The organism is Nakamurella multipartita DSM 44233 (assembly GCF_000024365.1).
Lineage (GTDB): Bacteria > Actinomycetota > Actinomycetes > Mycobacteriales > Nakamurellaceae > Nakamurella > Nakamurella multipartita.
The window spans coordinates 138,719-162,591 of record NC_013235.1; the positions used below are offsets into that span (position 1 = coordinate 138,719).

General features: G+C 70.6%; 21 protein-coding genes and 1 pseudogene. 12 read left to right on the top strand and 10 right to left on the bottom strand.

Features of this window, described 5'->3' with window-relative positions:
- Positions 1 to 15 precede the first annotated feature (15 nt).
- The gene (locus NAMU_RS00615) at positions 16 to 1,335 is read left to right on the top strand and encodes an ATP-dependent 6-phosphofructokinase (RefSeq protein WP_012814033.1); all 1,320 of its coding nucleotides are present in this window, start codon (positions 16 to 18) and stop codon (positions 1,333 to 1,335) included.
- A gap of 7 nt (positions 1,336 to 1,342) precedes the next feature.
- Here the strand turns inward: NAMU_RS00615 and NAMU_RS00620 are convergent, their stop codons facing one another.
- Entirely contained in the window at positions 1,343 to 2,371 is a 1,029-nt protein-coding gene (locus tag NAMU_RS00620) for a glutathione S-transferase family protein (protein WP_407669268.1), read from the bottom strand.
- 132 nt (positions 2,372 to 2,503) lie between these two features.
- Between NAMU_RS00620 and NAMU_RS00625 the strand changes: the two genes are divergently transcribed.
- On the top strand, positions 2,504 to 3,601 hold the full coding sequence (locus NAMU_RS00625; protein WP_012814035.1) for a carboxylate-amine ligase: 1,098 nt from the start codon (positions 2,504 to 2,506) through the stop codon (positions 3,599 to 3,601).
- Between the two features lie 19 nt (positions 3,602 to 3,620).
- Here NAMU_RS00625 and ku read toward each other — a convergent pair whose 3' ends face one another.
- A complete protein-coding gene (gene ku / locus NAMU_RS00630; RefSeq protein ID WP_012814036.1) occupies positions 3,621 to 4,574 on the bottom strand; it encodes a non-homologous end joining protein Ku in 954 nt (317 codons plus the stop codon).
- A 57-nt stretch (positions 4,575 to 4,631) separates the two neighbouring features.
- Here ku and NAMU_RS00635 point away from each other — a divergent pair, with 57 nt between their 5' ends.
- Complete coding sequence (locus tag NAMU_RS00635) at positions 4,632 to 7,127, top strand: ATP-dependent DNA ligase (RefSeq protein ID WP_012814037.1); 2,496 nt, start codon at positions 4,632 to 4,634, stop codon at positions 7,125 to 7,127.
- Between the two features lie 188 nt (positions 7,128 to 7,315).
- On the opposite strand, the gene NAMU_RS00640 is transcribed toward NAMU_RS00635, so the two are convergent.
- Positions 7,316 to 7,624 carry a DUF1272 domain-containing protein gene (locus NAMU_RS00640; protein ID WP_012814038.1) on the bottom strand — a complete coding sequence of 103 codons (309 nt, stop codon included), beginning with the start codon at positions 7,622 to 7,624 and terminating at the stop codon, positions 7,316 to 7,318.
- A 99-nt stretch (positions 7,625 to 7,723) separates the two neighbouring features.
- Here NAMU_RS00640 and NAMU_RS00650 point away from each other — a divergent pair.
- The 4 genes from NAMU_RS00650 (at position 7,724) to NAMU_RS29015 (ending at position 10,189) form a co-directional block, all read left to right on the top strand.
- Positions 7,724 to 8,913 (top strand): IS3 family transposase gene (locus NAMU_RS00650; RefSeq protein ID WP_086008611.1). Its coding sequence is split into 2 segments (ribosomal slippage): positions 7,724 to 8,002 and positions 8,005 to 8,913, totalling 1,188 coding nucleotides; the frame shifts between segments, so codons are not numbered across the junction.
- A 171-nt stretch (positions 8,914 to 9,084) separates the two neighbouring features.
- Positions 9,085 to 9,525, top strand: coding sequence for an SRPBCC family protein (locus NAMU_RS00655; protein ID WP_012814041.1), 441 nt, complete (start codon positions 9,085 to 9,087; stop codon positions 9,523 to 9,525).
- 19 nt (positions 9,526 to 9,544) lie between these two features.
- Positions 9,545 to 9,943, top strand: coding sequence for a hypothetical protein (locus tag NAMU_RS00660; RefSeq protein WP_012814042.1), 399 nt, complete (start codon positions 9,545 to 9,547; stop codon positions 9,941 to 9,943).
- 90 nt (positions 9,944 to 10,033) lie between these two features.
- Positions 10,034 to 10,189, top strand: coding sequence for a fumarylacetoacetate hydrolase family protein (locus NAMU_RS29015; protein WP_138179865.1), 156 nt, complete (start codon positions 10,034 to 10,036; stop codon positions 10,187 to 10,189).
- On the opposite strand, the gene NAMU_RS00665 is transcribed toward NAMU_RS29015, so the two are convergent.
- Entirely contained in the window at positions 10,190 to 11,392 is a 1,203-nt protein-coding gene (locus NAMU_RS00665; RefSeq protein ID WP_012814043.1) for an FAD-dependent monooxygenase, read from the bottom strand. It abuts the gene before it with no gap.
- A 284-nt stretch (positions 11,393 to 11,676) separates the two neighbouring features.
- On the opposite strand from NAMU_RS00665, the gene NAMU_RS00670 reads away from it, so the two are divergent.
- Positions 11,677 to 11,880 carry a hypothetical protein gene (locus NAMU_RS00670; RefSeq protein ID WP_012814044.1) on the top strand — a complete coding sequence of 68 codons (204 nt, stop codon included), beginning with the start codon at positions 11,677 to 11,679 and terminating at the stop codon, positions 11,878 to 11,880.
- A gap of 36 nt (positions 11,881 to 11,916) precedes the next feature.
- Here NAMU_RS00670 and NAMU_RS00675 read toward each other — a convergent pair whose 3' ends face one another.
- Entirely contained in the window at positions 11,917 to 12,354 is a 438-nt protein-coding gene (locus NAMU_RS00675) for a VOC family protein (RefSeq protein WP_012814045.1), read from the bottom strand.
- Between the two features lie 77 nt (positions 12,355 to 12,431).
- On the opposite strand from NAMU_RS00675, the gene NAMU_RS00680 reads away from it, so the two are divergent.
- The gene (locus NAMU_RS00680) at positions 12,432 to 13,892 is read left to right on the top strand and encodes a cobyric acid synthase (protein ID WP_012814046.1); all 1,461 of its coding nucleotides are present in this window, start codon (positions 12,432 to 12,434) and stop codon (positions 13,890 to 13,892) included.
- Between the two features lie 53 nt (positions 13,893 to 13,945).
- On the opposite strand, the gene NAMU_RS00685 is transcribed toward NAMU_RS00680, so the two are convergent.
- The 3 genes from NAMU_RS00685 to NAMU_RS00695 form a co-directional block, all read right to left on the bottom strand.
- A complete protein-coding gene (locus NAMU_RS00685; protein ID WP_012814047.1) occupies positions 13,946 to 14,659 on the bottom strand; it encodes a DUF305 domain-containing protein in 714 nt (237 codons plus the stop codon).
- A 77-nt stretch (positions 14,660 to 14,736) separates the two neighbouring features.
- A complete protein-coding gene (locus tag NAMU_RS00690) occupies positions 14,737 to 15,159 on the bottom strand; it encodes a DUF6153 family protein (RefSeq protein ID WP_012814048.1) in 423 nt (140 codons plus the stop codon).
- A 23-nt stretch (positions 15,160 to 15,182) separates the two neighbouring features.
- Positions 15,183 to 16,169, bottom strand: coding sequence for a Vgb family protein (locus tag NAMU_RS00695; RefSeq protein WP_012814049.1), 987 nt, complete (start codon positions 16,167 to 16,169; stop codon positions 15,183 to 15,185).
- A gap of 57 nt (positions 16,170 to 16,226) precedes the next feature.
- Between NAMU_RS00695 and cobF the strand changes: the two are divergent.
- Positions 16,227 to 16,910, top strand: a pseudogene (cobF, locus tag NAMU_RS30745) (precorrin-6A synthase (deacetylating)); the annotation flags it as partial.
- 47 nt (positions 16,911 to 16,957) lie between these two features.
- Here cobF and NAMU_RS00700 read toward each other — a convergent pair.
- The gene (locus NAMU_RS00700; protein ID WP_012814051.1) at positions 16,958 to 18,178 is read right to left on the bottom strand and encodes an MFS transporter; all 1,221 of its coding nucleotides are present in this window, start codon (positions 18,176 to 18,178) and stop codon (positions 16,958 to 16,960) included.
- 120 nt (positions 18,179 to 18,298) lie between these two features.
- Here NAMU_RS00700 and NAMU_RS00705 point away from each other — a divergent pair, with 120 nt between their 5' ends.
- Complete coding sequence (locus NAMU_RS00705; protein WP_012814052.1) at positions 18,299 to 18,751, top strand: MarR family winged helix-turn-helix transcriptional regulator; 453 nt, start codon at positions 18,299 to 18,301, stop codon at positions 18,749 to 18,751.
- A gap of 219 nt (positions 18,752 to 18,970) precedes the next feature.
- Here NAMU_RS00705 and cobN read toward each other — a convergent pair whose 3' ends face one another.
- Positions 18,971 to 22,609 (bottom strand): cobaltochelatase subunit CobN, encoded by a 3,639-nt coding sequence (gene cobN, locus NAMU_RS00710; protein ID WP_012814053.1) that lies wholly within the window; start codon positions 22,607 to 22,609, stop codon positions 18,971 to 18,973.
- A gap of 240 nt (positions 22,610 to 22,849) precedes the next feature.
- Between cobN and NAMU_RS00715 the strand changes: the two genes are divergently transcribed.
- Positions 22,850 to 23,863: a protein kinase family protein gene (locus NAMU_RS00715; RefSeq protein ID WP_012814054.1), complete on the top strand. Its 1,014-nt coding sequence runs from the start codon at positions 22,850 to 22,852 to the stop codon at positions 23,861 to 23,863.
- Positions 23,864 to 23,873 lie beyond the last annotated feature (10 nt).

Genomic DNA, 23,873 nt, shown 5'->3' on the forward strand with positions numbered 1-23,873 from the left:
TGAACCATCGTCCGCATGGTGACGCTCGCCGATCTGCAGGTGCGACAGCTGGGTGAATGCCGCCATGAGTCGCCGCTGGCCAAGTACATCGCGGCCCGCCGGACCAACGATCACTACGTCGATGAGAGCGACCGGGTGCTCTTCGACGACACCGTGCACCTGGTCCAGGATCACGGCGTCCCGCTGACCGAGCTGCCCACGCTCGAGCCCGGTGGGCCCCGCCGCCAAGTGTTCTTCCCGCCCGGCCGCACCAAGGTCGGCATCGTGACCTGCGGTGGCCTGTGTCCCGGGCTCAACGACGTGATCCGCGGGCTGGTCATGGAGCTCAACACGCACTACGGGGTCACCGACGTCGTCGGCTTCCGCAACGGCTACGCCGGGCTGGTGCCGGCCCACGGGTACGAACCGATCGCCCTGACCACCGAACGGGTCGCCTCGATCAACATGCAGGGCGGCACCATCCTGGGCACCTCCCGCGGCGCCCAGGACAGCGAGGTGATGGTCGACCGGCTGGTCGAGCTGGGCATCGACATCCTGTTCGTGATCGGCGGCGACGGGTCGATCCGCGGCGCCAGCAAGATCGCCGCGGTCGCCCGGGGACGCGGCCTGGACCTCTCGGTGATCGGCATCCCCAAGACCATCGACAACGACATCCCCTTCATCGGGCAGAGTTTCGGATTTCAGACGGCGTTCACGGTGGCCGCCCAGTCGATCGCCGCGGCGCAGGTGGAGGCCCAGTCGGCGGTCAACGGGGTCGGCCTGGTCCAGCTGATGGGCCGGCACGCCGGATTCATCGCCTGCTATGCCGCGCTGGCCAACCACCACGCCGACTTCGTGCTGATCCCCGAGGTGCCGTTCGCGCTGGACGGGGAGTCGGGCTTCCTGGCCGCGTTGCAACGGCGGGTGGCCGAGCGGGGCAGCGCCGTGGTCGTGGTGGCCGAGGGCGCCGGTCAGGACCTGATGGCCGACCGGGCCGGCACGGACGCCTCGGGCAACCGCAAGCTGGGGGACATCGGGCGGTACCTCGAGGCGGCCATCGTCGGTCACTACCGCGCCCTGGGCCGCGAGCTGACCCTCAAGTACCTCAAGCCGAGCTATTCGATCCGTTCGGTGCCGGCCAAGGCCTTCGATTCGGTCTACTGCGTCCGGCTGGCCCAGGCCGCCGCGCACGCCGGGATGGCCGGCCGCACCGACATGGTCGTCGGCCGGCGGCACAACCGGTTCGTGCACGTGCCGATCGACATCGTCGTCTCGCACCGCAACGAGGTCGCCCCGGACGGCGACCTGTGGCTCTCGGTGCTGGAGTCGACCGCGCAGCCGCCGGAGATGCGCTGACCGGTCGCTACCGGGCCCCGTCCCGCTCGATCGTCCAGTCGGCGGTGCGCATCTCGTCGACCGGCGGGGTCGGCGGCGCGGTACCGTCCCCGAACGGCCGGCCGCCCAAAGCTTCTCGGCCGTGCGGGGTGAACCAGTTGGCCAGGTCGGGGCCGTCGGGCACGATCCCGGTCGGGTTGATGCCGGTGTGTACCTGGTAGTAGTGCCGCTTGATCTGCACGAAGTCGATGGTGTCGCCGAAGCCCGGGGTCTGGAAGAGATCCCGGGCATAGGCCCAGAGCACCGGCATCTCGGCCAGCTTGCGCAGGTTGCACTTGAAATGCCCGTGGTAGACCGGGTCGAAGCGGGCCAGCGTGGTGAACAGCCGCACGTCCGCCTCGGTGATGGTGTCGCCGACCAGGAATCGGCGTTCCCGCAGCCGGTCCTCCAGCCAGTCCAGGGCGTCGAACAGCCGGGTGAACGCCTTGTCGTAGGCGTCCTGGTCGCCGGCGAAACCGCACCGGTAGACGCCGTTGTTCACCTCCGTGTAGACCCGGCGGTTGACCTCGTCGATCTCGGCCCGCAGCGGCTCGGGGTAGAGCACGGGCGCGCCCGGCCGGTGGAACTCGGTCCACTGGGTGGACAGATCCAGGGTGAGCTGCGGGAAGTCGTTGGTGACCACGGCCCCGGTCCGCTCGTCCACGATGGCCGGCACGGTGATCCCGCGCGGGTAGTCCGGGTCGCGGGCGAAATAGGCCTGCTGGAGCCGTTTGATGCCCAGCACCGGATCCACGCCGCCCGGGTCGAGGTCGAAGGTCCAGCTCCGCTCGTCGTGAGTGGGCCCGCAGACCCCCAGGGACAGCACGCTTTCCAGGCCGAGCAGACGTCGGACGATGGTGGCGCGATTGGCCCACGGGCAGGCCCGGGAGACCACCAGCCGGTACCGTCCGGGCTCGACCGGATATCCATCCTGCCCGTCTCGGGTGATTCGGGTGGTGATGTACCGACTGTCGCGTTCGAAGGCTCCCTGGCCGACGCCGGTGCTGTCCACCACGATGGCGACCACCCTTTCTTCAGGCTTTTCAGGACGGCGGATGGGTCGCCGTCCATTGTGCTGTACCCGAAGTCACGTCTTGTATCCGAAACTCTCCGGCAATCAAGCGCGCGCCCGGTGGGGGAGACTGGTCCGGTGGCGCGGACCGTCGGGGTGGAAGAAGAACTGATGCTGGTCGACCCGGTGTCGGGGACCCCGGCGTCGGCCGGGGACGTCGTGCACGAGGCCGCGGTGGAGGCGCTCGGCGCCGCGGCCGACCACCTGGTGGAACGCGAGTTCAAGATGGAGCAGACCGAGATCGGGTCGACGCCGACCATCGACGTCGCCGCGCTGGGCACCGAGCTGCTCGCGGTCCGGCGGACGGTGGCCGCCGCGGCCGGCAGCACCGGGGTGCACGTGGTCGCCGTCGCCACCAACCCGTTCACGGTCAACCCCACCCTGACCAAGAACGAGCGGTACGCCCGGATGGCCGAGATGTTCGGCATCATCGCCGCCCAGCAGCTCACCTGCGGCCAGCACATCCACGTGGCCATCGAGTCCCCCGAGGAGGGGGTCGCCGTGCTGGACCGGATCCGCGGCTGGCTGCCGCTGCTGGTGGCGATGTCGGCGAACTCGCCGTACTGGCAGGGCCAGGACACGGGCTACGCCAGCTACCGCTCGATCGCCTGGGGGCAGTGGCCGACCGCCGGCCCGACCGAGAGCTTCGGCACCGTCGAGGGTTACCACCGGGCCATCAGCGACCTGCTGGCGACCGGAGCCGCGATGGACGACGGGATGATCTACTTCGACGCCCGGCTCTCGGCGTCCTACCCCACGCTGGAGATCCGGGTCCCCGACGTCTGCATGGACGTACGCGACTCCACCCTGATCGCCGCGTTGGCCCGCGCGCTGGTGGACACCGCCGCGACGCAATGGCGGCACGGCCATCCGGTGGACCCGATCCGGATCGAGGTGCTGCGCGGAGCGGCCTGGCGGGCGGCCCGGTTCGGGCTGCAGGGTGACCTGCTCGATCACCGCACCCGCGAGCTGGTGCCGGCCTGGGCGATGATCGACGCCCTGGTGCAGCACGTCCTGCACGCCCTGCGCGCCAACGGCGACCTGGATTTCGTCCTGGCCGGGATCGAGGACCTGCGCCGCCGGGGCACCGGAGCGCAGGTGCAGCGGACCGAGTTCGCCCGCCGCGGGCTGCTGATGGATGTGGTGCAGCTCGCCGCTCAGCGCACCCTCGAGTAGTCCGCGCGGACCTATGGGCTCAGCCGGTCTTGCGGGCCGGTGAGCGGCGGCGGGTGGGCGGCTTGGCCTCGTCCTTGTCCTGGTCGCCGGTCTCGTCGGTGGCCTTGGTCCTGGTCTTCGCCGAGCTCGTGCGCGGGCTCTTTTTTGGGCTGTCGTCCGCGCCGTCGCCGCTGTCGTCGCCGGTGCTCGCGCCGGCCTTCTTGTGCCGCTCGACGCTGCGCTGCAGCGCAGCGAGCAGGTCGACCACCTCGGCATCCTCGCCTTCGTCCGGCTTCTCGGGCGTTTCGAAGGCCTCGCCGCCCTCGAGTTTGGCCTCGATGAGCTGCTGCAGCTCCTCGCGGTACTCGTCGGTGTAGTCCTCCGGGTGGAAATCGTCCGCGAAGCTGTCCACCAGCATCGAGGCCATCTTCAGCTCGGCCGGTTTGATGCTGACGGACTCCTCCAGCGACGCGAACTCGGCGGCCCGGACCTCGTCCGGCCACAGCAGCGTCTGGATCACCAGCACGTCGTCCCGAACCCGGAGGGCGGCCAACCGGGTCTTCTGCCGGAGGGCGAAGTTGACGATGGCGATCCGGTCGGTCTGTTCCAGGGTCTGCCGCAGCAGCACGTAGGCCTTGGTCGAGGTGGAGGCGGGTTCCAGGTAGTACGTCTTGTCGTAGAGCACCGGATCGACCTGGTCCGAGGGCACGAAGCTGACGACGTCGATCTCCCGGCTGGAACTGGCCGGCAGCTGGGCGAAGTCCTCGTCGGTGAGCATGATGGTGCGGCCGTCGTCGCTCTCGTAGGCCTTGGCGATGTCCGCGTACGGGACCTCCTCGCCGTCCAGATCACACACCCGCTTGTACTTGATCCGGCCACCGTCCTGGGCGTGGACCTGGTGGAACCGGATGTCCTTCTCCTCGGTGGCGGAGTAGAGCTTGACCGGCACGTTCACCAGTCCGAACGCCACGGAACCTTTCCAGATCGATCGCATGTGCCCATGATGAACCCTTCGGCACCGGGCAGCCAGGCCCGGGGGGAGGTGATCACGATGGCCGCAGACAGCGCGACGGTCGAGGTGGACGGTCACCGGATCGCGTTGACCCATCTGCGCAAGGTGCTCTATCCGGCCAGCGGCACCACCAAATCGGAGGTGATTGCCTACTTCGCCGAGGTCGCGCACGCGATGATCCCGCACCTGGCCGACCGTCCGGTGACCCGCAAACGGTGGCCCGACGGGGTCACCACCGCGCCGTTCTTCCACAAGGACCTGCCCAAGGGCACGCCGAGCTGGGTGCCGCGGCGGACCATCCGGCATTCCGACGGGCCCAAGGACTACCCGCTGGTCGACTCACCGGCCACGCTGGCCTGGTTGGGACAGATCGCCGCCCTGGAACTGCATGTGCCGCAATGGACCTTTGGGTCCGCGGCGGCGTCGGTGGCCGGGGGTGATGGTGAGATCACCGAGGCCGTCTTCGATGCCGTGCATCCGAACCGGTTGGTGTTCGACCTCGATCCGGGACCGGGGGTCGAGCTGGTCGACTGCGCGCACGTCGCCCGGGCCGTCCGCGAGCGGATGGGCGGCGCGGCGCTGGTCCCGGTCACCAGTGGTTCCAAGGGGATCCATCTCTACGCCTGGCTGGACGGGTCGCTGACCTCGGACGACGCTTCGGCCTACGCGCGGGAGATCGCCGAGGCGATCGAGCAGGACATGCCGGATCTGGTGGTCTCCCGGATGGCCAAGTCGCTGCGCCGCGGGAAGGTGTTCATCGACTGGTCGCAGAACAACGGCTCCAAGACCACCATCGCGCCCTACTCGTTGCGCGGGCGGGAGCACCCCACCGTGGCGGCCCCACGGACCTGGGAGGAGCTGGCCGACCCCGAACTGCGGCACCTGGAGTACACCGAGGTGCTCGAACTGCTGGCCGCCGCGCCGGATCCCATGCAGGGCCTGGAGGACGGCGACAACGACGGCGCCGAGACTCGCGGCGGCTCCCGGCGGCGGGGGCGCGGGCCGGACACCAAGCTGGACACCTACCGATCCATGCGGTCGGCCGACAAGACCCCGGAACCGGTGCCCGAGCCGGGCCTGCTGCCGCAGGGAGACGACGACACGTTCGTCATCCAGGAGCATCACGCGCGGCGACTGCACTACGACTTCCGGCTCGAACGCGACGGGGTGCTCGTCTCCTGGGCCGTGCCGAAGGGGGTGCCGGAGAGCACCGGTCGCAATCATCTGGCCGTGCACACCGAGGACCATCCGATGGACTACGCCGACTTCGCCGGCGAGATCCCGCACGGCGAGTACGGCGGCGGCACGGTCAGCATCTGGGACCGCGGCACCTATGCCACCGAGAAATGGCGTGAGGACGAGGTCATCATCGTGCTGCACGGCGGCAAGGCCCGCGGCCGCTACGCGCTGATCCGCACCGGTGGCAAGAACTGGCTGATGCACCGGATGAAGGACCAGAGCCCCCAGCCCAAGCAGTACGACGACCACCGTCCGGCCACGCCCACCGCCCCGGTCACCGCCCGGCCGGCCCCGGCCCGGTCGACCCGGCCCGAGCCGCCGAAGGATCTGCGGCCGATGCTTGCCACCGCCGGCTCGGTCGAGGACGTGGCCGACGAGCGGCGCTGGCGGTTCGAGGGCAAGTGGGACGGTATCCGGGCCATCGCCACCGTCGGGCCGTCGGGATTGACCCTGCGCAGCCGGCTCGGCAACGACGTCACCCCCACCTATCCCGAGCTGGCCGTGCTGGCCGAGCTGCTCGACGGGCACAGCGCGGTGCTCGACGGTGAGATCGTCGCCCTGCAGGACGGGCGGACCAGCTTCCACGAGATGCAGAAGCGGATGAACGTGCAACGGGCCAGGGACGTGGCCCGGGTGATGCGCGACGTGCCGGTGCAGTTCTGGATCTTCGACGTGCTCAACCTGGACGGCATCTCCCTGCTGGACAAGCGCTATGACGATCGCCGCCGGATCCTGGAGGCGCTGCCGTTGACCGGCGGGGTCTGCCTGGTGCCGCCGCAGCTGGCCGGTCCGGCGCGGGATGCGCTGCGCGGCAGCGCCGACCGGCAGTGGGAGGGCATCGTCGCCAAGCTCGGCGATTCGACCTACCAGCCCGGCCGCCGCTCCCACTCCTGGCTCAAGATCAAGAACTTCCTCGACCTGGAGGTGGTGGTCGTCGGCTGGTCACCCGGCACCGGTCGCCGGGAGGGGACCGTGGGGGCGCTGCTCCTGGCCGTCCCGGACGGCGCCGGAGGCCTGCGCTACGCCGGCAAGGTGGGCACCGGCTTCACCGATGCGATCCTGGACCAGCTGATGCAGGCGCTCGCCCCGCTGCGCGCCGACCGCTCGGCCGTCGCCGATACCATCCCGAGAGCCGATGCGGCCGGAGCGATCTGGGTCCGCCCCGAACTCGTGGGCGAGGTCAAGTACGGCCAGTGGACCCCCGAGCGCCGGTTGCGCGCCACCAGCTGGCGAGGCCTGCGGCCGGACAAGACGGTCGCCGACCTCATTGCCGGCTCCGCCCCGCCCCCTTCCTGAAGCCCGCCCCTTTTCCTGAAGCCCGCCCCTTTTCCTGAAGCCCGCCCCTTTTCCTGAAGTTGATCATGGCGATCTCTGCTCCGCTGTCGGCGTGTCGTCGGCGAGTCGAGCAGAAAACGCCATGATCAACTTCCTGATGGGGTGCATGGGGGGGCGACCGGGTGCGGGCGGCCCGCTCGGCAGCCGGCTCACCGGGCGGCCGGGTCGATGCCGGCCAGCGCGGCCGAGAGCTCCTGCGCCTGCACCCAGCTAAAGGACATGTGCACCCGACGGGTCGAGGCCGGGCGTTGGGCCACGGACAGGCCCGGTCGCCATTCAGTGGCGGGCCGGATCGGCCGGGGCACGAAGCCGCCCCCGCAGTTGGGGCAGACATTGCGCAACCGGTCGACGCACGCGGAGCACCAGGTGCATTCATAGCTGCAGATCATGGCGTCGGTCGCGGCCGGCGGCAGATCCTTGTCGCAGCCCTCGCAGTTGGGTCGCAGTTCGAGGGCCATTGGTCGGCATCCCTTCGGTCGTGGGTCGGAGGGGTCTGCCCCGAGTTCAGTTGACACCTGACCTCTGAGGTTTCGGCCTCAGACGGAAGGATGTCTTTCGTGGCTAAGCCCTATCCCAAGGAGTTCCGCGACGACGTCGTGGCCGTGGCCCGCAAGGGCCAGGCGACGCTGACGCAGATCGCGAAGGACTTCGGCATCTCCGAAGGCTCGCTCGCGAACTGGATGAAGCAGGCCGACATCAAGGACGGTCGCCGTCCCGGTCTCACCGACGTCGACCGTGCTGAGCTTCGCGAGTTGAAGAAGCGCAACCGCCTCCTCGAGCAGGAGAACGAGGTCCTGCGTAGGGCAGCGGCCTACCTGTCGCAGGCGAACCTGCCGGGAAAATAGTCTTCCCGCTCGTCCGAGAGATGGCTGCGACCGGCGCCCCGATCAGGGTGCCGGTCGCGGTGACGTTGCGGGTGCTCGGCCTTTCGCGGGCCGGGTACTACAAGTGGCTCAGCGACCCCGTATGCCAGCGGGACTACGACGACGCCCACCTCATCGACAAGCTCTACGACCTCCATGGCGACGATGCGACGTTGGGCTACAGGTTCCTCACCGACGAACTCGAAGACGAGCACGGCATCCAGGTCGGGGAGAACCGGGTGCACCGCCTGTGCCGCATCGCCGGCATCACTGCCAGCCACCACAAGAAGCGCTCCAAGACCGGCTCGACCGGCCCCGCGCCACACGACGACCTCCTCGCGGTCGTCGACGAGCACGGCGTCGTACGTCACGAGTTCCTCGCCGACGCCCCGAACAAGGTGTGGCTGTGGGACATTTCCGAGCACCCCACCCGCGAAGGCAAGCTCTACATCTGCGCGATCAAGGACGTGTGGTCGAACAAGATCGTGGGCTACTCCATCGACTCCCGGATGAAGTCGTCCCTGGCGCGGGCCGCGATGCGCAACGCGATCGCGCTCCGCAGCCCGGCCGGGACAGTCTGTCACTCCGACCGAGGCGGTCAGTTTCGTGCCAAGCGGACCCAGCGGCTGCTGGCGAACAACGACCTGGTGGGGTCGATGGGCCGCTCCCACGGCGCCGGCGACAACGCCAGCATGGAGAGCTTCTTTTCCCTGCTGCAGAAGAACGTCCTGAACACCCGCCGTTGGGACACCCGCGACGACCTCCGCCTCGCGATCGTCACCTGGATCGAAACCAAGTACAACCGACGACGCCGCCAGCGGGCCCTCGGCAAGCTCACCCCGGTCGAGTTTGAGATGATCTACAAGGCCGCAGAAGCGGCCTGACTACTGCAAACCCCGAGTGTCAACCAGACCGGGGGCAGACCCGAGCCCTGCTCCGTTCCAGAGTGCCGCCGAGAGGTACCGGGTCTGCATCGGGGGTCCGCAGGACGTTTGACGCGCCAACGCCGGGGCACAGGAAACAAGTCAGGGAAGCGAGCGGAGTTGAGGTTCACGATGATCGATGTCGAGCGCACATTCGAGGTGCGGCAACCTGTTTCGGTGGTCGTCGACTACCTCAAGGACTTCAGTCGCGCCGAGGAATGGGATCCGGGCACCAAGAGCTGCACCCGGACCGACAGTGGGCCGGTCCAGGTCGGATCGACCTGGCACAACGTGTCGGTGTTCAAGGGCAAGGAGACTGAACTCGAGTATCGGCTCGCTGAGTTCGACACCGGCCGGCTCCGGTTCCAGGGTGAGAACAAGACCGCTAGCTCGACCGACACCATCACCGTGCAGGCCACCGACACGGGAAGCGCCATCACCTATCACGCGCAGATCGAGTTCCACGGGCTGGCCAAACTGGCGACGCCGTTCCTCAAATCCGAGTTCGAGGAACTGGGCGACAAGACGGTCGCTCAGATGACGAGCGTCATCAACGGGTTGCCCAGAGCCTGACCGGGCAGAGGTCGCTACCGTGACCGCGGATGCATTCACCCGGGCTCCGTTCGGTCCGCTCAAGTGGGCGGCTCTGGCCGTGGCCGCGGTGGGCATCCTGGTCGTGCTGATGTGGTCGGACCAGGGTTGGCTCGGGCCGACGGTGGGGTATGCACTTGTCATCGGGCTGGTGGGCAGCGTCCCGATGGGTCGCGTCATCGGCAAGCATCCGCGGACGGCCCAGCTTTCCGGTGGTCTGCTGATCATCGCTCTGGCCGTCTGCGTGATGGTGAGCTCGCAGTCCCGGGAATGGGGGCAAGGGGTGTTCATCGCGCTGATGGGCATCCTGATCCTGGTGCAAGGGATCTTTCCGCGGTTGCGCACCTGGCGACTGGGGAAGGACCCCAACAGGACACGCCCACCGTTCACGGCGCGCTGACCGGCCGGTCGCCGGCGCACCCCAGCCCTCCTGCGGCGGGGCGGGATGATCAGCGCCAGGGCGGCGGCGACCTCCTCCCGCTTACCCCGGATGGCCGCTGTCATCGGTTGCTCAACCTCCAGCGATCTCGCCGCGGGCCGGGCGCAGAGGCTGCAGCCCGGCGACGTCGTCGAGGTCGAGGTCGACCGGCTCGGCGTGCTGCGTACCGTCATCGTCGGACCGCAGGAGCGCAAGGCCGGCTCCTGATCAGGACGAGCGCGTCGTCTCCAGGTGCCGAAAGTCGGGCAGTTGCAAGCGATCCGCGGGTGGGGCGAACATCCGCCGGCGCACCGGCGCGAACGCGGGCGAGCCGGCCAGACGCAGCGCCGTGCGGAAGGCGGCCAGGCCGGGCCGCGAACGGGGGTGCGCCAGTCGTGGGGTGCCCGGCGGCAGATCCTGGGCCTGGTCGACGTACGGGCGCATCACCCGTTCGTACGCGGCCAGACCGTCCTGATGATGCACGTGCGCGGCCAACTCGCCGGCCAGCACGTAGGCGCCGACGACGGCCAGGCTGGTCCCCATGCCGCTCACCGGGGTGGCGCACCAGGCGGCGTCGCCGAGCAGCACGGTCCGTCCGTTCGACCAGCGGTCGGCCCGGATCTGGCGCAGCCGCTCCACGTACAGATCGTCGGCGTCGGCCAGTCCGGCCAGGACCCGTCCGGCGGGCCCGCCGGCGTCCCGGAAGCGTTCGGTCAGTTCATCTTTCGGCGACCCTAGGTCCGGATCGGAGTCGACCCGGGCGTCGGACAGGAACGACAGGGACACCCGGATGCGCCCGAGGTTGTCCGGCCGCAGGCTGATCGTGCGGCCACCGAGCGCGTTGTACCAGCGCCACCAGTCGTCGTCGGCGGCGCTGCGCTCGACCGAGTAGTAGGCGATGGTCAGGCCCAGCGATCGTTCGGTGATGGCCGTATTGACGATGGAGTCCCGGCTCCTGGAATTGACGCCCTCGGCGAGCACGACGAGGTCGAACGACTCCGACCCGCCCTGATCGAAGGAGACGGTCACCTCCCGCTCGCCGTCGCGTACCTCGGCGATGCGATGGCCGAACCGGTAGTCCGCGGCGCCCCGGGTCTGCTCGTACAGCAGAGACGCCAGTTGCCCGCGCAGGATCTCCCGCTCGGCGGTGGCGCCCTCGGTGTCCGAATGCGTCACCGGGAACTCGGCCACCGAGTGGCCGGCGCCGTCGATGAAGCGGGTGCCCTGCTCGCCGGTGCTTCGCGCGGCCACCTCGTCGTCCAGACCCATCCGCCGAACCACCTCGCGGGCTGCGCCGCGAATATCGACGTTCTGACCCTCGGTGCGCAGGGTGGGGGACCGCTCGACGACGGTGCACGCGAATCCGTATCGCTGCAGCCACCAGGCCAGGCTCGGGCCGGCGATGCCGGCGCCGGAGATGAGAACTCGCATGGGCTTCACTCCTGAGTGGTCACCCGCTGGTGGGCGGTTCAATCATGGCGCGCCCAGGTGACTCGGATGAAAGACGGTCGAACGCGGCTGCGGGTGCGAACACCGATGCATGACCCGACCGCTCGCGTCCACGCCCCCAATGCTGGAAGTCCCTCCGGCCACGTCAGAAGCCGGGACGGCCATGACCGGCCGTCGGAGGACAATCCGTACCGCACGTCTTGACCGGGGCGATCCGGCGGCGGAGGCTGAGCTGGCTGGTTGTGCACCGTGGGGGGAGCCGCTCGATGATGACGGGACTGATCGTTCTCGCGGCCTTGCTGCTGGTGGTGGGGCTGCTGTGGTACCTCTGGCGACATCGAACGGGCTCCTTGGCCAGGGGCATCGCCGCGGCCGGGGCCACGTACAACGAGTTCAACGGGCAGGGTCGGCCGCCCGAGATGTCGACGTCCGCCACGTTGGACGGGCGGGATCGTCCGCCTGCGGTCTGATCGAGATCGTCGGCAATTCCCAGGGGCGATCGTTGCTCAGCCCCTCGTCAGCTCCTGGGCGAACATCACGATGATGCCACTGGGCCCGCGGACATAAGTCAGCTTGTAGATGTCCTCATAGGTCGCCACACCGCGCAGCGGATGGCAGCCGTGCCGCGCGGCGATCGCCAACGCCTCGTCGATGTCGTCCACGGAGAAGGCGACCCGGTGCATGCCGATCTCGTTGGGTTGGGTGGGTTCGGTTTCGATCGCGTCGGGGTGGATGTACTCGAACAGCTCGAGACGGCCATTCCCGTCTGGTGTTTGCAGCATCGCGATCTTGGCGTGGTTACCGTCGAGGCCGACCGCAGTATCGGTCCATTCCCCGCTGACCGTGTCCCGCCCCAACACGGTCAGGCCGAGGTCGGTGAAGAAGGCGATCGTCGCCTCGAGGTCGCGCACCGCGATGGCAACGTTCTCCAGTTTGATAGCCATGCGTTGAACGCTACCGAGCGAGGCGACCCTGGACATCCTTCCGACGGGCGGTGCCGTCGCACGACTAGGGTGTCCGGGTGCTGGCTCGTGACCTTCAAGCCCGCGGCTTGCTCATCGCCGGTACCTCCTCGGACGCCGGAAAGTCGCTGGTGACGGCCGGCATCTGCCGGTTCCTGGCCCGGCAGGGGCTGCGGGTTGCGCCCTTCAAGGCGCAGAACATGTCGAACAACTCGATGGTCTGCGCGGACGGCAGCGAGATCGGCCGGGCGCAGTACCTGCAGGCCCAGGCGGCCGGCGCGGTGCCCGAGTCGGCGATGAACCCCGTGCTGCTCAAGCCCGGCTCGGACCGGCGTTCTTTCGTCGTGGTCCGGGGTCGCCCGGCCGGCACGCTGGAATCCGGTGAGTTCGCTTCCGGCCGCAGACATCTCGCCCAGGCAGCGTTCGCCGCCTACCGCGAGCTGGCCGGGCGTTACGACGTCATCGTCTGCGAGGGCGCGGGGTCGCCCACCGAGATCAATCTGCGCGCCGGCGACTACGTGAACATGGGCCTGGCTCAGGAGTTTTCCCTGCCCGTGGTGGTGGTCGGGGACATCGACCGGGGCGGCGTCTTCGCCAGCCTCTACGGCACCGTCGCCCTGCTCGACGCGGCCGACCAGGCGCTCATCCGGGGGTTGATCATCAACAAATTCCGCGGGGACGTCGACCTGCTGCGGCCGGGCCTGGACCGGATCGCCCAGCTGACCGGGGTGCCCGTGCTCGGCGTGCTGCCCTGGCTGACCGAGGTGTGGCTGGACGGTGAGGACACGCTGCAGGTCGGCCGGTGGGGTGCCCCGATCGGTGGGCCCGAGCCGCGGCTGCGGGTCGCCGCCCTCCGCTTCCCCCGGCTGTCCAACGTCACCGACCTCGACGCGCTCGCCTGCGAGCCCGGGGTCGAGGTGACGATGACCGCCGATCCCGGCACGATCCGGGCCGCCGATCTGGTGGTCCTGCCCGGGTCCCGCGCCACCGTGGCGGACCTGACCTGGTTGCACGCCAGCGGACTGGCCGACGCGGTCCGGCAGGCGGCCGGGCGGGGCACGCCCGTGTTGGGCATCTGCGGCGGCTTCCAGATGCTCGCCCGGACCATCGACGACCCGGTCGAGTCCGGCGCCGGGCCGGTGTCCGGGCTGGGGTTGCTGCCGGTCGACGTCGCGTTCGCCCCGGACAAGAGGCTGGGCACCCCGGCCGGCGACTGGCAGGGGCACCAGGTCCGCGGGTACGAGATCCACCACGGGGTGGCCACTGTCGCGCCGGGCGGCGGGGACGAGTCTTTCCTGGGCGGGGTTCGGGTCGGCTCGGTCTGGGGCACGATGTGGCACGGTGCGTTCGAGAACGACGACTTCCGTCGAGCCTGGCTGCGGACGGCCACCGAGGGACGATTCCACGCGGACGCCGCAGCTCCCGGCTTCGGGGCCCGGCGCGAGGCCATGCTGGACCGGCTGGCCGATGCGGTGGCCGAGCACCTGGACACCGACGCGCTGTTGGCGTTGACGCGCTGATCCCGCCAGGGCCGGACGGCGCCTCCGGGCACCGTCCGGCCTGCTCGGGGCCGCTACAAGGCAGCGAGCATCTGCTGCATCTGCGCGATCTCGGTGGTCTGCCCGCTCTTGATCGACTCGGCCAGGGCCAGGGTCGCCGGGTTCTGGCCCCGGGCGATCTCCACCTCGGCCATCTCGATCGCACCCTGGTGGTGGGCGATCATCTGCTGCAGGAAGAGCTTGTCGAACTCGACCCCGGTGGCCGCGCGCAGCGCGTCCATGTCGGCGTCGCTCATCTGCATCATCTGGCCCATGCCGAAATCGTCGACGGAGGGGCTCGCGGCGGTTTCCTGCGGTCCGCCCATCGAGCCCATGTCGTGACCGCCCATGCCGGAGTCCGCGTCGGCTCCGGTGCTCATCATGGGCATGGTCGCATCCCACGCGACCAGCCAGCCCTGCATCTGCTCGATCTCCGGTCCCTGGGCGGCCTTGATTTGGGTGGCCAGGTCCTTCACCGGTTGGGTGGACGCCTGCGCCAGCGCCAGTTCGGACATCTCGATGGCGCCCTCGTGGTGCGGGATCATCATCGTCGCGAACATGACGTCGACGGCGTTGTGCTCGGTGGATTCGACGGCCGCGCTGCCGTTGCCGGCGGCCGTGGCGGCGGTCTCGGATGTGGTGCTGGGGGCGGTGCTTCTGGTGGCGGTGCCGGTCGAACTGCTCCCGCAGGCGGCCAGGCCGAGAGTGAGGGCCAGCGCGAACGCCGCGCCCAGAACGCGTTTGGTCATGGAAAGACTCCTTGGAGGTGATCGGGGCGGAAAAAGGCAGCGTCGGCGGCCGTTCCGGTCGGAACGGCGGAGACGGCCTATACCCGAATCACACCGAGGGCGAGGCGAGGGCGTCCGCGGGGCGGGCCTCGCCGCCGCATGTCGAACAGCGCCCGCCGGGCCGAGACCGGTCCGGGGGCGGTGACGGTCGCGTTGCGCCGGGCCAGCGCGGCCAGCAGGAGCAGCACGCCACCGACGACCAGGAACAGGATGCAGCCGGCCATGTCGCCGTGCTCGGAGCTTGGCGGTTCCGCACCCACCCAGGCCGTCACGAACGCCTCGGGAGCCATCACCGGCTCGGCCATCGGGTCGGCCGTCATGCCGTGGTGGGTCCCGGCGGCCGTCGGCAGGCTGCCGTGCCCGGGCCCGTCGCCGGGAGTCAGCACGTGCATCGCGAAGATCCCGGCGATGACGGCCAGCAGCAGCGCCCAGCGCACGGGGGACTGCCGGCCGGTCGTCACCGGACCATCATCCCACCGGGTGATCACGGTCCGGCGACGAACTCCAGTCGCCCGAGGGTGGGCGCACCCCGGTTGGTGAACCAGAGCGAGGCGCCCGGACCCGGTTTGAGGTCGAACGGGGCGGCGATGCTCGGCGAATGGTGATCTTCGACGGTTCCGGACTCGGGGTCCACCCGGAGCAGGGCGTTCCGGCCCGTGTCCACCAGCCAGATGGCGCCGTCCGGGCCCAGGGTGTTGCCGTCGGGGGCGTCGAACGCCGGCCCGGTGAAATGTCGCCAGGTGCCCGACGGGTCCGCCGGATCGAACCGGGCGATGCCACCCGGGTTGCGGGTGGTCAGCCACAGCCGGCCCGCCTCATCCATCGCCCAGGCGCGCAGGGCCGGCTCGCCCGGCGGAGCGAACATCCGGATCGAACGGCCCGGGTCGGGGTCCAGGGGATCGAGCGAGCCGATCCCGGGCCGGCCGGTGGTGGTGAACCACAGCCGGCCGTCCGCCGCCGGGAAGATGGCGGCGGGCAGGTCGAGCGATGGATGGGTGATCACCCGCACCGACCCGCCGGGGTCGTCGGCGAAGGGGTCGATCGAGGCCAGGGCACTGGCGGCGCGGAGGCTGACCCAGATCCGGCCGTCGGCGGCCGACTTGATCGCGACCGGATTGGCGATCCCGGGCGCGCTCACCGCGGTGAGCGTGGCCTGCGGATCGGCGGCCGACGGGTCGATGCGGCCGATCCGGTCGGCGCCGGGACAGGTGAACCAGATCCGGCCGTCGGCCCCGGGGAAGAGGTTGGCCGGGCCGCGCAGTTCGCCGGCCGGGTCGAGGAAGGTCCGGATCACGCCGGTCGTCGGGTCGAGCCGGCCCACCCGGTCCGTGCCGGGCGAGGCGAACCACATGCAGCCGTCCGGGCCCTGGATGATCCCGGTCAGGGAGGCCAGCTCCCCGGCCGGATCGGCGAACGAACCGATCCTGAGCTGCGGGCCGGCCGCCCGGTCACTGTTCGAGCTGCCGTCCACCCGTCACCTCTCCCTGCCCCGAGTTGGGCCGATGGTAGCCACCGGCACAATCGGCGGGTGCGCACCCTGGAGATCATCGGCATCGGTATGGGCGACCCCGAGCAGTTGACGCTGCAGGCGGTGGCCGCTCTCGGCCGGGTCGACGTCGTCCTGCTGGTCGACAAGGGCGAGACCACCAGGGATCTGGTCGATCTGCGGGCGCAGATGATGGCCCGGCACGGCCGGCCCGACCTTCGGGTCGTCCCGATCCCGGACCCGCGGCGCGACCGGCAGAGTCCGGACTATCAGGGTGCGGTGCGTGACTGGCACCAGCGCCGGGTGCTGGCCTACGAGCAGGCGCTGCTGGACCACGTCGCGCCCGACGGCTGCGCGGGCATCCTCGTTTGGGGCGATCCGGCGCTGTACGACAGCACCATCCGGATCGTCGACGGAATTCGCGAGCGGGGGATCGTGCCGCTGGCCGTGCACGTCCGCCCGGGGATCAGCGCGGTGCAGGCCCTGGCGGCCGCGCACGGGGTGGTGTTGCACGGCATCGGCGAACCGGTGGTGATCACCACCGGTCGCCGCCTGGCCGAGGCGATCGCCGGGGGAGCGCCCACCGTGGTGGTGATGCTCGACGGCGATCTGGAGTGCCGCACCTGCACCGGTCGGGGCCTGGAGATCCTGTGGGGCGCCTACCTGGGCGATCCCCGGCAGACCCTGATCCGGGGCCCCCTGGACGAGGTGATCGACGAGATCGTCGCCGTGCGGGCCCGGTTGCGGGCCCGGCACGGCTGGATCATGGACACCTACCTGCTGCGGTCCTCGGTCCCGACCGGCGCCGTCGCGGCGGGGACGGGTGCCGGCGCGGTGAGCGCCGGCACCGGTCGGGGCGCGGTCCGGGCGGCGACCACCATCACCACCAGCGCGGCCGCGGTGATCGCGGCGCCGGCCCAGATCGGTGAGGTGTAGCCCAGTCCGGCTCCGATGGTCAGGCCGCCGGCCAGCGCACCCAGGGCGTTGCCGAGGTTGAACGCGGCGATGTTGCCGGCCGAGGCCAGCGACGGTGCCTGCGCGGCGTAGGTCATCACGCGGGTCTGCAGGCCGGGCACGGTGGCGAAGCCGAACCCGCCCATCAGGAAGATCATCACCACGGTGCCCCACGGGCTCGTCGCGGCCAGCGCGAACCCGACCAGGACCAGCACCAGCCCGGCGAGGATGACGATCAGGCTGCGGTCCAGCGCGCGGTCGGCGAACCGGCCGCCCAGCACATTGCCGACGAGCAGGCCGGCCCCGAACAGCACCAGCAGCCACGGCACCGTCGACGACGCGAACCCGGTCACCTCGGTGAGCGTGTAGGCGATGTAGGTGAACGCCCCGAACATGCCGCCGAAGCCGAGCACGGTCACCGCCATCGACAGCCACACCTGCCGGTCGCGCAGCGCGCCGACCTCGTCCCGCAGGCGGGTAGGCACGTGCCGGCCGCGATCCTGCGGTACCAGGGCGAGCACGCCGACGAAGGCGACCAGGCCGATGACGGTGATCGACCAGAACGTGGCCCGCCAGCCGAACTGCTGGCCGATGAAGGTGCCCAGGGGGACGCCGAGAACGTTCGCCGCGGTCAGCCCGGTGAACATGATGGCCACCGCCCCGGCCTTGCGGGCGGGGGCAACCAGATCGGCCGCGACGACCGCGCCGATGCCGAAGAAGGCGCCGTGGCACAGCGCCGCGACGATCCGGCCGGCCATCATCACCGAGTAGGTGGGGGCCAGCGCACTGATGGCGTTGCCGATGACGAACAGCACGAGCAGTCCGAGCAGCACCCGTTTGCGAGGCAGCCGGGTGGTCGCGGCGGTCAGCCCGAGCGCCCCGACGATCACCGCCAGGGCGTACCCGGTGATGAGCCAGCCCGCCGCCGCCTCGCTGACGCCGAAGTCGGCCGCGACCTCGGGCAGCAGACCCATGATGGTGAATTCGGTCAGGCCGATCCCGAAGCCGCCGAGCGCGAGGGCGATGAGTCCCGCAGGCATCGCGAACCTCTTTCGTGTGAGTAGATGGAACGCGTACGCTGGTAGTTGCAAACGCGTTATATCGACTCTTGCACGCGCGGATACCCCGCGCAAGCAACTATTAGGGTGAGGTGGGTCTCGATGGGCATCGGCGACGACGCCGTCCAGGTGCGCGCCCAGGGCTGGCGCACCCTGGCCTCCCTGCACGGCCTGATCGAGTCCCGGCTGGAGCGGGCCCTCGGCGCCGCCGCGGACCTGTCCGTCGTGGAGTACACCGTGCTGGACGCGCTGAGCCGGCAGGACGGCTGGCACATGCGGATGCAGCAGCTGAGCCGGGCGGCCGCCCTGTCCCCGTCCGCGACCACCCGGCTGGTCAACCGGCTCGAGGACCGCGGCCTGCTCACCCGGATCCTGTGCGCCGACGACCGTCGCGGCATCTACACCGAACTCACCGCGGCCGGGCGGGATCTGCTCGACCAGGCCCGACCCGTGCACGACGACGTGCTCCGGCAGGCCCTGGCCGAGGCGGCCGGCGTCCCCGAACTCACCCCGTTGGTCCGCGCCCTGCACGAGGCCGACGTCTCCGTCGGCTGAGGTCCGTCGCTCACCGGCCGGCGGGGGCTCCGCTTCGCGCCACGAATCCGCAGGTCGCGCCGACCTTTGCCGGCGCCAACCGCGCAAATGAGGCGCGAAGTACGGGGAGGTCGAATCGGCTCCCCGCGCGGGTCACCCCACGGCCGCACGGCGAGTGGGGTGATCACCACGTGCTTGATAACGGTGAAAACCCCGGGGACTCGTCACCGTCGGCTCGGGTCAGCTGTCCTCCAGGTCGCCCTCCACGTCCAGGTAGACCTGCGCGAGTTCGGCCAGCAGATCGGGGTCCGGTTCGGCCCACAGGCCCCGGTCGGAGGCCTCGGTGAGGCGTTCGACGATGCCCCGCAACGCCCACGGGTTGGCGTGCTTGAGGAACGCCTGGTTCTGCTCGTCCAGCACGTAGGTCTGGGCCAGCGACTCATACATCCAGTCGGCGACGACGCCGGCGGTGGCGTCGTAGCCGAACAGGTAATCGACCGTGGCGGCCATCTCGAAGGCGCCCTTGTAGCCGTGCCGGCGCATCGCCGCGATCCAGCGGGGGTTGACCACGCGGGCCCGGAACACCCGGGCCGTCTCCTCGGTCAGCGACCGGGTCCGCACGGCGTCCGGGTTGGTCGAGTCGCCGATGTAGGCGCGTGGTGCCTGCCCGGTCAGGGCCCGGACCGTGGCGACCATGCCGCCGTGGTACTGGAAGTAGTCGTCGGAGTCGGCGATGTCGTGCTCGCGGGTGTCGGTGTTCTTGGCCGCCACCGCGATCCGCCGGTAGTTGATCTGCATGTCCTCGGTGGCGGCGGCCCCGTCCAGGCCGCGGCCGTAGGCGAAACCGCCCCACGCCGTGTACACCTGGGCCAGATCGGCGTCGTCGCGCCAGTTCCCGGACTCCATCAGCGGCAGCAGCCCGGCTCCGTAGGCGCCGGGGGCGGAACCGAAGATCCGGGTGGTGGCCCGCCGTTCGTCACCGTGCTCGGCCAGGTCGGCCCGGGTGTGCGCGCGCACGTAGTTGATCTCGTCTGGCTCGTCCAGGGCGGCGACCAACCGCATGGCGTCGTCGAGCATGGTCACCACGTGCGGGAAGGCGTCCCGGAAGAACCCGGAAATCCTGACCGTGACGTCGATCCGGGGCCGGCCGAGCTCGGCCGCCGGGATGACCTGCAGATCGGCGATCCGGCGGGACGCCTCGTCCCAGACCGGGGCCACCCCGATCAGGGCGAGGACCTCGGCGATGTCGTCGCCGGCGGTGCGCATCGCCGAGGTGCCCCAGACCGACAGCCCGACCGAGCGGGGGAATTCCCCGGTGTCGGCGCGGTAGCGGGCGACCAACGAATCGGCCATCGCCACGCCGGTGTCATAAGCCAGCCGGGACGGCACCGCCTTGGGGTCGACGGAGTAGAAGTTGCGGCCGGTGGGCAGCACGTTGATCAGCCCGCGCAGCGGCGAGCCGGACGGGCCGGCCGGAATGAAGCCGCCGTCCAGGGCGTGCAGCACCGAGGTCAGCTCGTCGGTGGTGGCCGCCAGCCGGGGCACGATCTCGGTGGCCGCGAACTCCAGGATCCGGCCTATCGCCGGATCGGCCTGTCCCAGTTGGCTTTCGACCACCATGGGGATGGCCTCGACCGCCCACCCGGCGGCGTCGGCGGCCTGCACCAGCGCGCGGGCCTGGGCCTCGATCGCATCCACGGTGCCCAGGTCGGCGTCGTCCTTGAGGCCCAGGGCCGACCGCAGGCCGGGCAGCGCGTTGGACCGGCCGCCCCACACCTGGGCGGCGCGCAGCATGGCCAGCACCAGATCGACGCGCTGGGAGCCGGCCGGCGCCTGGCCCAGCACGTGCAGTCCGTCCCGGATCTGCGCGTCCTTGATCTCACACAGCCAGCCGTCGACATGCATGATGAAGTCGTCGAACTCGGCGTCCTGCGGCCGGTCGGCCAGGCCCAGGTCGTGGTCCATCTTGGCCGCCTGGATCAGCGTCCAGATCTGCGCCCGGATGGCCGGCAGCTTGGCCGGATCCATCGCCGCGATCGTCGAATGTTCGTCGAGAAGTTGCTCCAGCCGGGCGATGTCGCCGTACGACTCGGCCCGGGCCATCGGCGGGATGAGGTGGTCGACGATGACCGCGTGGGCCCGCCGCTTGGCCTGGGTGCCCTCGCCGGGGTCGTTGACCAGGAAGGGATAGATCAGCGGGACCGAGCCCAGGGCGGCGTCCGTCCCGCAGGTGGCGGCCATGCCGACGTTCTTGCCCGGCAGCCACTCCAGGTTGCCGTGCTTGCCAAGGTGCACCAGTGCGTGCGCGCCGAACTCGTGCTCCAGCCAGCGGTAGCAGGCCAGGTAGTGGTGCGACGGCGGCAGATCGGGATCGTGGTAGATAGCGATCGGGTTCTCGCCGAACCCGCGGGGCGGTTGGACCAGGATGACGACGTTGCCGGCCTGCAGGGTGGCCAGCACGATCTCACCCTCGGGGTCGGCCGACCGGTCCAGGAACAGCTCCCCGGGCGGCGGCCCCCACGCCTGGACGACCGCCTCCTGCAGCTCGTCCGGGAAGGCGGCGAACCACTCCCGGTAGCGGGCCGCCGAGATCCGCACCGGATTGCCCGAGAGCTGTTCGCTGGTCAGCCATTCCTCGTCCTGCCCGCCGGCCGCGATCAGCGCGTGGATCAGCGTGTTGCCGGCGGTGGTGTCCGGCTCCTCGCCCTCCACCGGGTCCAGGATGCCCAGGCCGGGCAGGTCGCCGACCTGGTAGCCGGCGTCCCGCATGGCGCGCAGCAGGCGGATCGCGGACACCGGGGTGTCCAGGCCGACGGCGTTGCCGATCCGGGAATGCTTGGTCGGATAGGCCGACAGCACCAGGCCCACCCGGCGGTCGGCGGCCGGGGTGTGCCGGAGCCGGGCGTGGGCCGCGGCGATGGCGGCGACCCGGGCGCAGCGTTCCGGGTCGGCGACGTAGCGCGGCAGGCCGGCGTCGTCGGACGGGTCGGTCTCCTTGAACGAGAAGGGGACGGTGATGATCCGGCCGTCGAACTCGGGGACCGCGACCTGGGTGGCCACGTCCAGCGGGGACAGCCCGTCGTCGGAACCGGCCCAGGCCTCCCGTGACCAGGTCAGGCACAACCCCTGCAGGATCGGGATGTCCAGGGCGGCCAGCGCACTGACGTCCCAGCCGTCGTCGTCGCCGCCGGCGGACGCGGTCGCCGGGGTGGTACCCCCGGCCGCGAGCACCGTGACGACCAGCGCGTCCAGGGTGCCCAACGCCGCCAGCAGGTCCGGCGGGGCGGTGCGCAGCGACGAGCAGAACATCGGCACCCCGACCGCGTCCCCGGTGGCGTCGACGGCGTCGGCCAGCGCGTGCACGAAGGCGGTGTTGCCGGAGGTGTGGTGGGCGCGGTAGATCAGGATGCCGACCCGCGATTTCCTGCTCTGATCGGCGACGTCCGCGCGGTCCAGGTATCCCCAGCCGGGGATGGTGACCGGCGGGTCGAATCCCTCGCCGGTCAGCAGGACGGTGTCGCTGGCGAACGCATGCAGCTGCCGCAGGTTGGCCGCGCCGCCTTCGGTGAGGTACTGGTGCGCCTGCGCGGCGATGCCGATCGGCACGGTGCTCAGCCGCATCAGCTCGGCGTCGGGCACCTGCTCCCCGCCCAGCACGACCGTCGGCAGGCCGCGGGCGGTCAACGCGTCCAGGCCGTCCTGCCAGCTGCGGGCGGTGCCCAGGATCCGCACGATCACCAGGTCCACGTCGTCCAGCAGCGCCGGGAGGTCGGCGGCCACGTCCAGCCGGGCCGGGTTGGCCAGCGCCCAGTCGGCGCCCGACGCGCGCGCCGAGAGCAGGTCGGTGTCGGACGTGGACAGCAGGGCGAGGCGAGGCATGCCTCCACTCTGGCAGCCGCCGGTCCGGCTTCACCCTCCGGCCTGCGCGTGTCCCGGTTCGTCCAAGGCGCGGCTGTCCCCCCACCCCCTCGCCCCGCCGCGCGCCCCCCGCGCGCCGACTTGCCACAGACGCACCGCTGCGTCGGCTCCAGGCGTGCGGATGAGGCAAGTCGACGGGTGGAGGCGTCCGTCGCTTGGCGCAGACTTGCGCTTTCTAATTTAGTCGTGCAGACTAGAAATATGACCACGACAGAGGAAGCCCGGGCCGCGGTCCTGGGGGCCACCCGCCCCGAGGATGTGTTCGGACCGGCCGGTATCGATGACGCGACCCGGCGGGCCGCCCGGCGGACGTTTCGTCGCATCGCGTTCCTGGTCCACCCGGACCGGGCCGGCGAGGCCACCGCGTTCGCCCGGCTGGAGCAGCTCTACCGGGACTGGCAGGCCGTGGCGGCGCCCGCCGCCACGGCGGGCCCGGTCGTCATCACCGGCCGGGTCGATTCCTACGTCGTCGACGAGCTGATCGCCCAGGGCAGCGTCGCCAGCGTGTACCGCGGCGGCGGCGTGGTGCTCAAGATCGCCCGCCGGTCGGCGTCGAACCCGTTGCTGGACGGCGAACGCCGGGCCTACCGGGCGCTGGGCGAGATGCTGCGCGACCAGGAGTGGTTGCGGCCGTACTACCCGCGGCTGGTCGATGTCGCCGCGCTGGGTGACCCGAGCGGACCGCCGCGGCAGGTCAACGTCTTCGCGGAACTGACCGGCTTCGTCACCCTGGCCCAGGTGCGTCGGGCCTTCCCGGAGGGCCTGGACGGCCGGGACTGGGCCTGGATGTACCGGCGGCTGCTGCGCGCGGTGGCCGGCGCCCACCTGGCCGGCGTCGTGCACGGCGCGATCGTGGCCGACAACGTGCTGATCCAGCCGGACGAGCACGGGGTGGTCCTGGCCGGCTGGTCATTCGCCACGCCGGTCGGGCGGCCGCTGCCCGCGCTGACCAAGTCGGGCCAGTACCCGCCGGAGGCCCTGGCCGGACGGCCGGTCGACGGCAAGGCCGACATCCACCAGCTGCACACCCTGATGCTCGACCTGCTGGCCCCGACCGAGGACGCCCAACGGGCCTACGCCCGCCTGTGCCGGCAGGACAACCCGCGGATGCGGCCCACGGCCGCCGCCCTGCTCGAGGAATACGACGAGTTGATCGGCCGGCTCTACGGCCCGCGCCACTTCCGACCGTTCACCGTACCGACCACTGCGGTTTGAAACCGCGCCT

Coding starts and splice junctions, on each gene's coding strand:
- NAMU_RS00615 (WP_012814033.1), top strand. CDS start 16: ATGGTGACGCTCGCCGATCTGCAGGTGCGACAGCTGGGTGAATGCCGC.
- ku (WP_012814036.1), bottom strand. CDS start 4,574: ATGCGATCGATCTGGAAAGGTTCCGTGGCGTTCGGACTGGTGAACGTG.
- NAMU_RS00635 (WP_012814037.1), top strand. CDS start 4,632: ATGGCCGCAGACAGCGCGACGGTCGAGGTGGACGGTCACCGGATCGCG.
- NAMU_RS00640 (WP_012814038.1), bottom strand. CDS start 7,624: ATGGCCCTCGAACTGCGACCCAACTGCGAGGGCTGCGACAAGGATCTG.
- NAMU_RS00655 (WP_012814041.1), top strand. CDS start 9,085: ATGATCGATGTCGAGCGCACATTCGAGGTGCGGCAACCTGTTTCGGTG.
- NAMU_RS29015 (WP_138179865.1), top strand. CDS start 10,034: ATGGCCGCTGTCATCGGTTGCTCAACCTCCAGCGATCTCGCCGCGGGC.
- NAMU_RS00665 (WP_012814043.1), bottom strand. CDS start 11,392: ATGCGAGTTCTCATCTCCGGCGCCGGCATCGCCGGCCCGAGCCTGGCC.
- NAMU_RS00670 (WP_012814044.1), top strand. CDS start 11,677: ATGATGACGGGACTGATCGTTCTCGCGGCCTTGCTGCTGGTGGTGGGG.
- NAMU_RS00675 (WP_012814045.1), bottom strand. CDS start 12,354: ATGGCTATCAAACTGGAGAACGTTGCCATCGCGGTGCGCGACCTCGAG.
- NAMU_RS00685 (WP_012814047.1), bottom strand. CDS start 14,659: ATGACCAAACGCGTTCTGGGCGCGGCGTTCGCGCTGGCCCTCACTCTC.
- NAMU_RS00700 (WP_012814051.1), bottom strand. CDS start 18,178: ATGCCTGCGGGACTCATCGCCCTCGCGCTCGGCGGCTTCGGGATCGGC.
- NAMU_RS00705 (WP_012814052.1), top strand. CDS start 18,299: ATGGGCATCGGCGACGACGCCGTCCAGGTGCGCGCCCAGGGCTGGCGC.
- cobN (WP_012814053.1), bottom strand. CDS start 22,609: ATGCCTCGCCTCGCCCTGCTGTCCACGTCCGACACCGACCTGCTCTCG.
- NAMU_RS00715 (WP_012814054.1), top strand. CDS start 22,850: ATGACCACGACAGAGGAAGCCCGGGCCGCGGTCCTGGGGGCCACCCGC.